Origin of the sequence: Luteitalea pratensis, from assembly GCF_001618865.1 — a bacterium.
GTDB classification, from domain to species: domain Bacteria; phylum Acidobacteriota; class Vicinamibacteria; order Vicinamibacterales; family Vicinamibacteraceae; genus Luteitalea; species Luteitalea pratensis.
This window is the reverse complement of the sequence record NZ_CP015136.1, coordinates 348,757-361,150: the sequence shown is the minus strand read 5'-3', so window position 1 is coordinate 361,150 and position 12,394 is coordinate 348,757. Positions and strand designations below refer to the sequence as shown.

The following is a 12,394-nucleotide window of genomic DNA, read 5'->3' as shown; positions in this document are numbered from 1 at the left end:
CTACTTGCGGTCGCGCCTCGCGAGGACGACGAGTTCCTTCCCGCCCAGGGCCGTGGTGCCGACCGTCATCGCGACGGCCTGATAACCTTTCGCGCCGCTCCCGTTCATTTCCTTCTCGAGCGTCGACGTCTTGCTCGTCGCGATGACGAGGTAGTCCTCGGTCGGTGTGGGATTGTCCTTGTCCCGCTCCATGATCACGACGACCTCGGAGCCACCGAACGCCGACGAGAAGAGCGTCTGCCCCGCGTAGTGGAAGCCCTGATCGGCGGCCGTCCGGATCTCCTTCTGGATGGTGCCCGTCTTGCTGGCCGCGAGCAGCCTGTAGCCCATCGCCGACGGTTTGGGGTCCTTCTGCATCACGACGACGGTCTCGTTGCCGCCGAATGCCGTCTCGCCACCCATCACGGCCGCGAAAGCGTACCCCGCCTCTGCCGCGGCGTTCATCTCCTTCTCCATGGTCGACGTCTTGGACGTGGCCAGCACCCTGTACTCGCGGGCGCCGTCCTGCGCCAGGGATGGAAGAGCGATCGACGACAGGCAGAGAGTCAGAAGCAATGTGCGCATGGTCATCTGTTGAGTGGGCGCCGCGGCGCCGAACGTGACGCGGCGTAGTGTCGCACGCCCCCCGCGTCCTAGAATGGCGACCATGCTCGCGATCCTTCGCGCCGCGACGTTTGCTGCCTCGGCGCACGTAGGCCAGACCCGCAAGGGGCTGCCCGACCCTTACATCAACCATCCGCTGCGGGTCGCCCACCTGGCGGCGCAGGCCGAACTCGGCGAGGACGCCGTCGTCGCCGCGCTGCTGCACGACGTCGTCGAGGACACGACGCTCACGTGGGACGACCTGCGCCTGGCCGGCTTCACCGAACGTGCGATCGCGCTGGCGAGGCTGCTCACGAAGTGGTGGGAGTCGGGAGACGACGACAACGAGCGCGACAAGGCGACGTACTATGCCCGCATCCTCGCCGATCGGGACGCGACGCTGTTGAAGTTGCTGGACCGCACCGACAACCTGCAGGATCTCGTGCGCATCGTCGCGGCACGTCGCGATTTCGCCGAGAAGTACCTCAAGAAGACCCGGCGCGAGTTCGCGCCGCTGCTCGAACGCTGCGACAACACGTACGTGCTGCAGGCGTTCCGCGAGCGGTTGACGGCGCTCGAATCGGCCCTGGACAGGAGACGGTGATGGTTCGCAGGACGGTTGTTGCGTTCGCAGTGTGGGTGGCCGCCGCCGGCGCTGCCTTCGGCCAGGGCCTGCCGGTCGGCACACCGGCAGTAGCGGGCATGGCACCGGAGCGCCTCGCGCGCATCACGGCCATGATGAAGGACCTCGTGGATCAGGGCCGTGTGGCGGGCACGGTCACGCTCGTCGCCCGCAACGGCAAGGTCGTGTACCACGAGGCCGCGGGCCGCCGCGACATCGAGAAGAACGTGCCGATGACGACCGACACGCTGTTCCGCATCGCCTCGATGAGCAAGGCGATCACGAGCGTCTCGATCATGATGCTCGTCGAGGAGGGCCGTGTGCACCTCGATGATCCGGTCTCGCGGTTCATCCCGTCGTTTGCAAAAACCACGGTTGTGGTGCCGCCACCGGCGGGAACGTCCACCTCGCAGACGGCCGTGAGCGCCGGTTCGGCACCCGCGGTCCGCCCGATCACGATTCGCCACCTGCTCACGCACACGTCCGGCATCTCGTACGGCAGCGGCAACCCGTTCGAGGCCGACTACCGGGCCGCGAATGTCATCGGCTGGTACTTCGCCGACAAGAACGAGCCCATCGCCACCACCATCGATCGCCTGGCGACGCTGCCGATGGATTCGCAGCCTGGCGACAAGTATGTGTACGGATTCAACACCGACATCCTCGGCGTCGTGGTCGAGAAGGCCAGTGGCCAGTCGCTTGCCGATTTCATGAAGGCGCGCATCTTCACGCCGCTCAAGATGACCAGCACGGGGTTCTACGTCGATCCCGCAGAAGCCGATCGGCTCGCGACGGTCTACAGCGTCGCCTCGGCAGGCGCCACCATCACGAAAGCGCCGGCACCAGGCACCGGGCAGGGCAACTACGTCGTCGGTCCGCGCCAGTCGTTTTCGGGCGGCGCGGGCCTCGTGTCCACGGCATCCGACTACGCCCGGTTCCTGCAGATGCTGCTCAACGGCGGCGCCCTCGACGGCGTGCGCCTGCTGAGCCCCAAGACCGTCGAGCTGATGACGTCCAACCACGTCGGACCGCTCTATTCCAACGGCAACTTCGGCTTCGGGCTTGGCTTCGAGATCACCGAGCACGTCGGTCGCTCGGGCCGTCCGGGATCGGTCGGTGAGTACGGCTGGGGCGGCGCGTACCACACGAAGTTCTGGGTGGATCCGGTCGAGAAGCTGGTGGTCGTGTTCATGACGCAGCTGCTGCCCTCGACTGGCTCCGACGCGCATGCCACGCTCCGACAGCTGATCTACTCGTCGGTCGTGGAGTCCTACGATACCGCCACGGCCAGGGCCGCACTTCGGCCGGCGAGCTGAGAAAGATAAAAAGGGCCAAAGGGCGAAACGAGCAAAAGGCAGAATCGAAGGGGAACGGTCAAAGGGCCTTCAGTCTTGAAGGTTCAAGGAGGCCCTTCAACCTTGAAGGTCTTCCTTCCTTCGATTCTGTCTTTTAGCCCTTTTCGCCCTTTCTACTTTTCGCCTCCGACCGGTGATTGCCCGCGCGAGTCGCGCGGTGGGTCGATACCGAGGAGATCGCTGACCAGGGGCGCCACGTCGATGGCCCTGCGGCGGGGCCACCGGCCGCCCTTCGGGATCCGCGGCCCGGCGGCGATCAGGATCCCCTGCATGTCCGGACGCGTGGGCAGGAAGCCATGCTCGCCGGTCGACCGCTGGCGCCGGCGCACGACCGGGCCGTCACCCAGCCCCGCACTCAGCATGTAGCCTGCGCGTGCGTCGAAGCACGCGTCGAAGCCGTTGGGGCCGCCGAACCCCAGGCGTTCTCGATCGGCCGGCGACGAGAAGGCGCCGGTGATCACCGGCTGCCCGTCTTGGGCGCGAACGGCACGCAGCACGGCGATGGCTTGCCCCAGGACGGCATCGGCCTCGGCCAGTGGCACCACCCCACCCTTCCAATCGACCGTGTGTACGAGCAGGCAGTTGCGCCCGTAGAGCACTTTCGAGCGTGCCGCGTCGACCTGGCCACGGGCGTCGACGGCGACGAGGCCTGCGTTCCGCAACGCGATGTTCATTCGCACTTCATGCGTCACCGTCGTCATCCCGTGATCGCTCACGAACACGACGTGGTCGTTCGCGGAAGCAAATCCGACGTAGGTCTCCACGGCGCGATCCACGAGCTGGTATCCCCACCGGCGCAGCGGCTCGTATCGGGCATCCTGGTGAGCCTGCCCCAGCCACGCATGCTCCATCTCGTCGGGCATGCTGACGTAGGCGAGCATCAGCCGCGGCGTGTGGGTCCGCCACAGGTAGTGCGCGTGGCGGATCGTCTGGCGGATGCCGAGTTCGAGCGTCTCGAGGTAGCGCCGCTCGCGCGCGCCATCGCCGCCCTGCGCGAGCGACACGCCGCCGATGCCCTCGACTTCCCAGGGCTCGTCGTCGCCGTTGCCGATGAAGCCGCCTGCCTCCTGCAGGAACGCGATGGCCTCGGCGCGCGTCGCCTCGTGGCCGGTGTACAGCACGAACTCGTGGAGCACGGACTGGAACAACACCAGCGATCGACCATCCGGCGACGCCTCGAAGAGGCGGAAATAGGCCATCGCCGGCGCGAGACCCGGGAGATCGACGAGCAACCCGTCGCTGAAATGGCGCGCGAGTTCGCGGCCGCGCGGCGGGTCGTGTTCGGTCGCGGCGAGCGGTACGTCCACGCTGCGGGCGGTGCCGTCGACCCGCACGCGCAGGAACCTGCGTCCATCGGCACCACTCGACAGCGCGGCGCGGAAGACGACCCTGCCCGCGGGCCACGTGACGCACGTCACGGCACGGGCATCGGTGTCGGTGCAGGGCACGGCGGTGAGATCGCTTCGGCGCAGCCAGCGGGCGGGAGCGATCACGGGCGCCTGGTACCCGTGCAGCAGCGTTGGCGGCAGCGTCAGGTCACCGCCCGTGACCCGTTCTCGCAGCGGGTAAACCTGCGTCGCCTGCTGGGTCACCGTCCGCACGCCCTGCCGGGCGGCAGCAACCCAGATCGGCTCGGCGCGCAGGCCCTCGGAGCGGTAGCCCGAGACGCGGTCGCTCGCCCGCCGCTCACCACGGGGCGGCAGCGGCATCTCGTTGGACGTGATGCCGTTGACGTCGCCCCACGCGCCCGTCCACAGCGCGGCGTGCGTGTTGGCGGTGGTGCTCGGCATGTGCGGCACGAGCCCGTCGGCCATCACCCCGCGCGCCCGCAATGCCTGCAACGATCGCAGTTCTCGGCTGACCGGGTCGTCGAGGAACAGGCGCGTGCCCATGCCATCGAGGCTGACGAGCACGACGCGCCCTGGTGGGTCGGTCCCGGCGGTCTGTTGCGGGTGTGACGCGGCCAGCCATGGTGCGCACACGGCCGCGATCGCGAACGTGCACAGTCGAACAGCCCGGGATGTCGTTACTCCGATCACGCCCGAGCAGTATACGGAGCCGAGGGGACTGCTCACGCGTCTCGCAGGGCTCAAGTCTCAAGCCTCAAGCTTCAAGCTTCAAGCTTCAAGCTTCAAGTCTCAAGGCTCAGGTCTCACGCCGACGGGCGCATGCTCTGGGCTCAAGTCTCAGGACTCAGGGTCGCGAGGTTGCGACGGTAGGGCCCGCTCTCCGAGCGCGGCCCGACGCCCCTCAGGCGGCGAGCAACTCGGTGACGATCGCGAGCCACTCCTCCTCGAACGATCCTTTCGCCACCGGCCTGTCCGCACGCGTGTACCAGTACCGGGCGTTCGACTGATCGCCCTCGCGACGATGGAGGTAGGCGTGGACCCAGGCGGCGGCTGGTGTCTCGAGGTCCTGGACGGTCGCGTGCGCGGCCGCCCAGTCGCCTTGCGCTTCCAGCCACATCGCGATGGCCTCGGCACGAAGTCCGGATGGTCGCGAGCTCGACGCCTTCAGTTCCGCAGCCGTCATGACTTCAGAATTTCACGTTTTCTCGACTTGTGAACGGCATTTTTCGGGCGGCCTGCGGGGGACCGCAATGTCGAACCTCTCCGCAAGTCGACGCCCCGCCGCGCAGGCGTGAGATCTCGACATTTCAGCATTTCAGCCTCCCAGCATTGCCACGCTGCAGAATCCTAGAAGCTGACGCCGGTGCTCGCGTGTACCCGCGTGCTGCGGCCGAGGCCCCGGGCGACGCTGAGTTGGAACTGGAAGAACGGATTCACGAGGAAGACCCCGCCGCCAACACCTTCCTCGCGCCCGGCATCACGCCACCGCTGGCCGTAGTCCCATGTCGCGCCGGTGTCGTAGAAGGCGAGCACGCCGAGTCTCGTCGAGCGCAGCACCGAGGTGAACGGCGCGCGTGCCTCGATCGTGCCCGCCCACAGGTTGTCGCCCACCGCAAAGCCGGCGCCGATGCCGCGCAGGGTGTCCGCGCCGCCGAGGATTGGCTTGGCATATGCCGGCAGCGGACCGTCGGCGAAATCCATCTGCACACGGGCCGCGAGCACGACCTGCCCGATCACGCCCAGGTAACCGCGCATGTCGTGCTGCCATCGCGACCTGCCGCCGTCGGGGACACCGGACGCCTCGGGCTCGGCAAACGACAGCCGGCTCCACGACGTGCGGGCATAGACGGCATGGCGCGGGAACAGAGGGTCGCGTCGCGTGTCGACCTCGGCAAAGACACCCGCGTTGCTCATGCGGTCGTCCACATCGCCAAACGACACGTCGGCGAGTCCTGCCGAGACGCCGACGCCGAAGACGGGACGCGGACGGTAGCTGATCTCGCCATCCACGTACTGGCGAAACTGGCCCTGCTCGAAATACGGGTGCTCCTGCCGCCAGAGACCGGCACTCCCCCGAAGACGTGTCAGCCCGCCACTGACCAGACCCGCGCGCGCGGGCGGCGGAGTGGTCCCGCCGGTGGCCCCAACCGGGGCGCCGATGCCTGGCCGGTGCGTCGTGAACGTCCGTTCGGCTTCGACCGCGAGTTGCCGTGTCCCGCCCCAGGATGCCGGCACCGACAGCCGCGTCGTCGACCCGCGCCCCCCGACAAACGACGTCCTCAGTCCATAAGTCAGCCCGTAGCCGTCGTCCACGCTGAAGATCGGCAGGAACATCGTCTGGCTGCGCAGACGACCGAGGACGCCCGGGATCGGCGGGACGTCGAGGTCAGGAATCGGACGCATCGCGGCGTGTTCGGCGACGAGGATGATCAGCGCGATCCGCGTCGGATCCTCGATCGAGCGGCTGCGCTGGCGTATCTCGACGCTCGAAAAACGCCCGCTGTCCACGAGACGGCGCCGCGCGGCCTCGACGGCACCGGGCTTGAGCGGCACGCCGACGGCGATTGCCGCGATGCGCAGCACTTCCTCGTCGGGGGTCGAGTGGTTGCCGTGGACGCGGACGTCCTCGATGACGAGCGATGCCTGCGCATGGACCCAACCGGCGAGCGACAGCCACGCGCACAACACGAAGGCACCACGACCGAGCACGCGTCCGATCACTTCGGCTCGTCCTTGACGCGGAAGCGCATCTGCACGTCGCCCTGCCGGTAGTCGCTGAACCGGCGCGCGTATTCGGCGCGGTAGGTGCCGGTGGCCAACGTCAGTGCGCCCTCCACCGTGAGCGACTCGGGCAGCCAGATGCCGGGGAACGGCTGCCCCATCGTCATCGTCGCCGTCGCGGTGTCGACGCGCACCAGGGATCGCCCTGGGAGGAAGTTGAAGTCGACGTTGTCGAACGTGTAGCGGACGATCTGCGAGACCGTGGCGTCAACCCACAGGGTGACGAGCGACACCTTGTTGATCGCGCGCTCGAGGCGATCGTCCTCGTCGAGGTCCACCGTCCTGCCCTTGCGGCCGCCGGCGGCCTCGTCCTTTTTCGCGCGTTCGCGCTCGGCGCGCCTTTCCTCGCGGTCATCGGCGAAGAGGCGTCGCGGGTAGTACTCCATCCGCAGTACCTCGCGACCGGCGAGCGTCTCCCTGCCCACGAAGTAGTAGTTGCCCGGTTCGAAGCGGAAGCGGAGAAACTGGACCTCGGAGATGAAGCGCGGCTCACCGCGCCGCATCGCCTGCTCGACTTCGGCGGTCGTTGCGGTCTCCGATTGCGCCTTCTCCGACGCGCGCTCCGCCCGCCGGTCTTCGTCGGCCTGCCACTCGGCCTCTTCCCGCCGCCGGGTCTCTTCGCCGATGGCCACGCCGTTCACACGGACCGGGCTGCGTACAGCGCGGCCCTCGCGGGCCACCCACATGAATTCCTTCTGGAGCCCGAACATCGGCGCCCCGTCGGGGCCGACGAGCTTGAACGTCTCGCGTTCCGCAAGCAGGTACTCCTGCAGCGAGCGCCACGTCTGGTCGCGGTTGGCCAGCACCCGGGCCATGAGGGCATCCAGGTCGGTGGACGGGGACGTGGTGACCGCCGCAGGCGGCGACTGCGCTGCCACCCTCGGCACCGGGATCACCAGCAGGGTGGCGAGGAGCAGGAACGGCGTGAGGCCCAGTTGACGCGCGCGCATCTCAACTCAGACTGTACGAGGCCAACAGCGCCTGAGGGTGCACGTCCTGGCCAGCGAACCACGCCAGGACGCCGCCATTGTGAGACCGTTCTCATTATTTGATTGACGACCTTCAAGGTCGGATATTACAGTCGCCCTCGTCGCAAGAATCGCGACGCGATCTCATTTCCCCCTTCACAGGTTCTGGAGCTCCAGTTGTTCTGCCCGGTCGAAATGCATCGGACCTGCCCGCTTCCGCTGGCGTGCGTGTTCGCCTGCCTCACCTGAGCCCTGCCAGGCCGCCTCGTGAGCAAACTGTGACCTCCGCGTGAAAAGACTGCGGCACGTGTCGATCGCGTCGCCGACGGGCCACGCCCGTTCGTATGGTGGAGAACGATGACCTTGCCACTGCGTCGATTCGTGTTCTGGATGCACCTTGTTGCCGGCGTCTCGGCCGGCCTCGTGATCCTGGTCATGTCGGTCACCGGCGTGATCCTCGCCTACGAGAAGCAGATCACCCGTTGGGCCGATGGCGTGTCGGGGCCGCCGGCAGCGCCAGGGCAGGCACGCCTGCCCATTGACGACCTGGTTGCTCGCGCCAGTGCCGTCAATCCCGGCCTGACCGCGGGCGCGATCACGCTGCGCCGCCAGGCCGATGCTCCGGTCGAGATCACCTTCGGCCCGAAGGGCACGGTCTTCGTGCATGCGTACACGGGCGAGGTCCTCGGGACCGGGTCGGCGCGCACGCGCGCCTTCTTCCGGGCGGTGATGGGATGGCACCGCTGGATCGCGCTCGAGGATGCGAGGCGCGCCACCGGCAAGGCGATCACCGGCGCCAGCAACCTCATCTTCCTGTTCATCGTCCTGAGCGGCTTCTATCTCTGGTGGCCGCGCGCGTGGACGTGGACGCAGTTCCGGCAGGTGCTGTGGTTCCGCCGTGGGCTGCCGAGCAAGGCACGTGACTTCAATTGGCACCACGTCATCGGCTACTGGAGTCTCGTGCCGCTGGCCGTCATCGTCTGGTCGGGCGCCGTCATCGGCTACCCCTGGGCGAGCGACCTGACGTTCCGGATGGCAGGCGAAGCACCGCCTCCCCGTGCCGGACAAGGTGGACCGGCCCGGGCAGGCGAGCCATCTGCGCGGGGCCCGGGAGAGCGTTCGGCGCAGGGACTGGCGCCAGGTGCCGCTCGAGCGCCTGGTGAGCGCCCTGCTGGATCCGCCGATCGTCAGCCAGGCGAGTCGCGCACGTACCTCCCGCTGACGACGCTGCTCGATCGTGCGGCGGCACAGTCAACCGAGTGGACGATCCTGACCGCGCGCCTGCCGGCGCCGCACGACGGCGTGTTCCAGGTCACCGTGGACACCGGCACCGGCGCACAGCCACAGAAGAAGGGCACCCTGCAACTCGATCGCGCCACGGGTGAGACCAAGAAGTGGGAGCCGTTCGAGGCCCAGAGCAAGGGCCGCCAGTGGCGCTCGTGGATGCGCTTTGCGCACACGGGCGAGTACTACGGCCTGATCGGGCAGACGATCGCGTGCCTCGTCACCGCCGGCTCGGTGGTGCTGGCCTACACGGGCCTTGCACTCACGTGGCGCCGCCTCCGCGCCTGGCGCGCGCGCAAGCCCGCTGCGACACGCAAGGCCGCCTAGGACCGGCATGTCGAAGCCGGGCCGGGCTCGGAGAGCCGGCCCTACCCGCTATGCCAAATTGTCGAGAACCATGCTCTCGACATCCCGACGGGTCAAGCGTCAAGCGTCAAGCGTTAAGCGCCTGAGGCGTTCGGCGTTCAGCGTTCAACGTTCGTCGCGGCCCTTACGACAATGACCAGCCCTGCCGCCACTGCCGGTGCAGGTACTGTTCCGCCTCGGGAGCATTGACGATCTTCAGGTTCGCCGCGTCGTACTGGATCTTCTTGCCGGCATTGAGCGCGACGACGCCGAGCACCATCACCTCGGTCAACCTGGCGGCGTAGGAGAACGGCGAGGAGGCCTCCTGGCGGCCGCGAATCGTGTCGATCCAGTTCATTTCGTGCGACGTCGGGATCCGCTTGAACGTCTGCGGCGGCTTCGGGGCGTTGGCGGCAGCGCCGAGCAGGCGCGGCTTCGCGCCGTATGTCTCGTGAATCAGCTTGCCCTTGCTGCCGACGTAGAGCACGCCACCGCCCTTGTCCACTTCCTCGGCGCCCAGTTCATCGGGCTTGGCCGGTAGCAGTCCACCGTCGTACCACGTCAGCTTGACGCCCGGCTTGGCTCCCCGCGCCGGGAAGTCGTAGTAGGTCGTCGTGGCCGCCGGGTAGCTCGCGCGGTTGTACGGCGTGGACAGCGTCTCGATCGTGGTGGGATAACCGAGCTCCAGCGACCAGTACGCGTGGTCGATGAGGTGGGCGCCCATGTCGCCGATCGCGCCGACGCCCCAGTCCGTCCAGCCGCGCCAGTTGAACGGGTGATACACCGGGTGATAGTCGATGAGCGGCGCCGGGCCGAGGAACAGATCCCACGCCAGCTTGTCGGGCATCGGATGCGGTGTCGCCTCCATCCCCGCGGCCAGAATGTCCATCACGCCGCCGAGGTTCCACCGCTGCGGCTCGCTCGAGGACTTGGCAGGAGCCGGTCTCGGGATCCCCTGTGGCCAGTACGCGTATGGGCGATTGGTCCAGATGTGCACCTCTCGCACGTCGCCGATCGTGCCCGACTGGATGTACTCGTTCACCAGCCGCGCATCGTCGGTCGAGTGGCCCTGGTTGCCCATCTGCGTGACGATCTTGGGGTTGTCCGCGGCCTTCTTCGCGAGGGCGCGGCATTCCTCCACCGACCACGCGAGCGGCTTCTGCACGTACACGTGCTTGCCGAGGCTCATGGCCGCAGTCGCAATCATCGCGTGCGTGTGATCGGGCGTCGCGATCACCACGGCGTCGATGTCCTTCTGCTTCTCGAGCATCTCGCGGTAGTCGACGAACCGCGTCGCCTTGCCGACCTTCTCGCCGAGCATCTTCATGCTGGCGATCTGGTTCTGGGCACGCATCCGCTGCTCCGGCGTCGGCGCGGGACTCGCTTCGGCCAGGCGCTTCTCCGCCGCCGTGACCTGCTGCGGAATGCCATCGAAACCCTTCGACGCGTAGCTCCAGTCCACGTCGCACAACGCGACGATGTTCTGACTGGCAAGCGCGGTCATGTTCGATCTGCCCATGCCCCCGACGCCGATGCCGGCGACGTTGACCAGGTCGCTCGGCGCGGTCTGGCCCTTGCCGAGCACGTGGCGCGGGACGATGGTGAAGCCGGCCGCGGCGAGGCTGACGCTGCGTACGAAGTCACGGCGCGGCAGTCCCGATGGTTGGGGGGTACGAGTGTCGCTCATGGGTCGAGGCTCCTTCACATCCGACATGAGGCCTTGGGCATCAGGCATCAGGCATGACGCATGAGGCATTACTTCTTCGGCTTCATGCCTGGCGAATTCCACTTGATCACGTGGTAGGTGGCGGGCACGGTCCCGACATTGCGGATGGAGTGCAACTGGTTGGCGGCCTGGAAAATGACCGAGCCCGGCCCGACCACCTGCGTGCGGTCACCAAGGAAGGTCTCGACCGTACCTTCGCGAACGATCAGCACTTCCTCGTCCGGATGCTGGTGCGGCGGGTGCGGTGTCTGTCCGGGTTGCAGCGTCGTGATGTGCAGTTCGAGCTCGTCGAGGGTGGCGGTCCGGTTCTGGAAGACCTGGCGGGACTCGCCGACCTTCGTCGGCCGCACGGTCATGTCCTTCCAGTCCACCGCCCGCGAACCCATCACGTCGTCGTCGACGCCGCGCGCCACCGTCGCACCCGCAGCCCCGATGGCGATGCCGAGTCCCAGAGCCACTGCCACAGATGTGTGCCGCATGACCATCCTCCGAAGGCAGGCGGGTGCCTGCTATCGCTGTCCCGAAGAAGGTCAGTGTAGTGCAGGTAAGGGTCGACCCCGGTCAGTCGGCGTCCATGAGCAGATCGTGGTCGACGGGAGCCGCCAGCGCGGCGCGTCCGCCCACCATGCGACAGGTGGGCTGCACGAGGTGACCGTCCTCGGAAAACCGGAGCGGTTGGCCCTTGTGTCCGTCGAATTGCAACGCCAGCAGATCGTCCTCGCCTGCCTCGAACCGCAGCGCCACCTCGAACGCCACTTTCGCTGCCATCCAGCCCCGCCACGCAGCCGCATCCATCGGCCGGCCGGTGCGCCGGAGGAATCGCCCGTTGAGCTGCGCCGCCGCGGGCGTGTCCAGCGTCGGGTGCCAGTCGAGGCGAATCTCCTGGGGCCGCCGCAACGAAGGCAGGGGGGATGCCACCGACCAGGCGTCCGGGCGCCACTCGCGCAGCGGGCTGGTGTAGATGCGCGGCCCGCAGGGCGTCGCCCCGTCGGCTGGATGGCGGTCGTCCTCGGTGACGGCGACAAGGTGCACGGCGTGGTCACTGCAGGGCACGACGCGCGTGTCCTCGCCGGCGCGCTGCACGAACAAGGGGACGTCCAGCAGCCGTGCGTTCTGCGCCACTTCGTCGAGGCCCATGTCGACACCGGCCCGCAACGACTCGGCGTCGGCGCCGTCCGCGCCGTCGTGGATCACCAGGTGAATGGCACGCACGGATGGACGCGCCGGTGCCCAGCCCGTCAGGAGAAAACCGGGAACGGCCAGACTCACGGTCCGCAGGTAGGCGCGCCGCTTCATCGATCCCATGCTCTGCAGCTTCTTTGCCAACGGCGCAGCTGCCGCTCCGAGTCAGTTCAGGCCGCGAAATCCGCCAACGCTCGCGT

Annotated in this window: 11 protein-coding genes; 3 read left to right on the top strand and 8 right to left on the bottom strand. The window is 67.7% G+C overall.

The window, feature by feature from the left end:
* Entirely contained in the window at positions 1-564 is a 564-nt protein-coding gene (locus LuPra_RS01565; protein ID WP_157898624.1) for a hypothetical protein, read from the bottom strand.
* An 82-nt stretch (positions 565-646) separates the two neighbouring features.
* Between LuPra_RS01565 and LuPra_RS01560 the strand changes: the two genes are divergently transcribed.
* The gene (locus tag LuPra_RS01560) at positions 647-1,186 is read left to right on the top strand and encodes an HD domain-containing protein (protein WP_157898623.1); all 540 of its coding nucleotides are present in this window, start codon (positions 647-649) and stop codon (positions 1,184-1,186) included.
* Positions 1,186-2,520, top strand: a complete 1,335-nt coding sequence (locus tag LuPra_RS01555; protein WP_110169134.1) for a serine hydrolase domain-containing protein — start codon at positions 1,186-1,188, stop codon at positions 2,518-2,520. The genes LuPra_RS01560 and LuPra_RS01555 overlap by 1 nt, the downstream gene beginning before the upstream one ends.
* Positions 2,521-2,672: 152 nt before the next feature.
* On the opposite strand, the gene LuPra_RS01550 is transcribed toward LuPra_RS01555, so the two are convergent.
* From LuPra_RS01550 to LuPra_RS01535, 4 genes are all read right to left on the bottom strand, one after another.
* Positions 2,673-4,598, bottom strand: coding sequence for an alkaline phosphatase family protein (locus tag LuPra_RS01550; protein WP_157898622.1), 1,926 nt, complete (start codon positions 4,596-4,598; stop codon positions 2,673-2,675).
* A gap of 211 nt (positions 4,599-4,809) precedes the next feature.
* Positions 4,810-5,091 carry a hypothetical protein gene (locus LuPra_RS01545; protein WP_110169132.1) on the bottom strand — a complete coding sequence of 94 codons (282 nt, stop codon included), beginning with the start codon at positions 5,089-5,091 and terminating at the stop codon, positions 4,810-4,812.
* 164 nt (positions 5,092-5,255) lie between these two features.
* Positions 5,256-6,629 (bottom strand): BamA/TamA family outer membrane protein, encoded by a 1,374-nt coding sequence (locus LuPra_RS01540; protein WP_110169131.1) that lies wholly within the window; start codon positions 6,627-6,629, stop codon positions 5,256-5,258.
* The gene (locus LuPra_RS01535; protein WP_110169130.1) at positions 6,626-7,639 is read right to left on the bottom strand and encodes a hypothetical protein; all 1,014 of its coding nucleotides are present in this window, start codon (positions 7,637-7,639) and stop codon (positions 6,626-6,628) included. Before LuPra_RS01535 ends, LuPra_RS01540 begins: the two co-directional genes overlap by 4 nt.
* Positions 7,640-8,014: 375 nt before the next feature.
* Between LuPra_RS01535 and LuPra_RS01530 the strand changes: the two genes are divergently transcribed.
* Positions 8,015-9,268 carry a PepSY-associated TM helix domain-containing protein gene (locus tag LuPra_RS01530; protein ID WP_110169129.1) on the top strand — a complete coding sequence of 418 codons (1,254 nt, stop codon included), beginning with the start codon at positions 8,015-8,017 and terminating at the stop codon, positions 9,266-9,268.
* A 163-nt stretch (positions 9,269-9,431) separates the two neighbouring features.
* On the opposite strand, the gene LuPra_RS01525 is transcribed toward LuPra_RS01530, so the two are convergent.
* The 3 genes from LuPra_RS01525 to LuPra_RS01515 all read right to left on the bottom strand — a co-directional run bounded on the left by LuPra_RS01525 (position 9,432) and on the right by LuPra_RS01515 (position 12,317).
* Positions 9,432-10,973, bottom strand: a complete 1,542-nt coding sequence (locus LuPra_RS01525) for a Gfo/Idh/MocA family protein (protein WP_110169128.1) — start codon at positions 10,971-10,973, stop codon at positions 9,432-9,434.
* A 68-nt stretch (positions 10,974-11,041) separates the two neighbouring features.
* Positions 11,042-11,491 carry a cupin domain-containing protein gene (locus LuPra_RS01520; protein WP_110169127.1) on the bottom strand — a complete coding sequence of 150 codons (450 nt, stop codon included), beginning with the start codon at positions 11,489-11,491 and terminating at the stop codon, positions 11,042-11,044.
* 82 nt (positions 11,492-11,573) lie between these two features.
* Entirely contained in the window at positions 11,574-12,317 is a 744-nt protein-coding gene (locus LuPra_RS01515) for a type 1 periplasmic-binding domain-containing protein (RefSeq protein WP_157898621.1), read from the bottom strand.
* Positions 12,318-12,394 lie beyond the last annotated feature (77 nt).